This window comes from Rhodoferax sp. GW822-FHT04A08, assembly GCF_058801025.1.
In genome coordinates, this window is record NZ_JBXAMW010000073.1 from 1 (window position 1) to 655 (window position 655).

The 655-nt window shown below is 58.6% G+C and carries 1 protein-coding gene; it reads left to right on the top strand.

Annotated features, from left to right (window positions below; all coding sequences use genetic code 11):
• The coding region (locus AC1RMF_RS26625; protein ID WP_493145569.1) for a hypothetical protein at positions 1-579 on the top strand (579 nt) is incomplete at its 5' end.
• Positions 580-655: the final 76 nt, after the last annotated feature.

A 655-nucleotide genomic window follows, 5' to 3' on the forward strand; every position in this document is an offset into this window, starting at 1 on the left:
CTCGATGACCGCATCCAGCGCAGTGAAGCGGTGGGCGCCATTACCTTGAAGAAGGGCAGTGCCGCGCTCTTTTACGATCCACGCGACTGCAAGTTCACGCTGGTCGAAAAGATGCCCGATGTGGAGGCAGCCAATGTGTTTGACTGCGTACCGCGTGAACAATGGGGCCGCACCGTCATGCTGTTTGGCCATGCAACCAACACGGGCGGCTATATCGCCTCAGGCCACGGCACTCTCAACGGCAAGGTGCTGACCATCAAGCTCGCTTCCGGGCGCTTCTACCGGATTGACGTCGACTCGGAGCAGCCCCACCTGCAGCCCTTCTTCCAGGAAGAAAAACCCCGCCCTCCCAAAGAGGCCAATGTCGGCCCACGCAAGAAGCTCCCACCACGTGGACCCAAGGGGCCCCAGGGGCGCAGAGAACATATCGAGGGTGACGCACCCGTGCAAGCGGCAGATAACGCAAGCAACGACTCACATCGCGATGAGGAGAGCGAAGACTTCACCGAGGAAGACCTGCGCCGATTGCGAGGCGAGTTGCCCCTGGCCACCAAGGCCAAGAAGAAGTGGCGCAAGTGAGCAATTGATAAAGAACGCAGCACTCAAAACGATCTGCATTCTTTTTAAGCAAACCGTGCAAAGCCAATAGGCATGC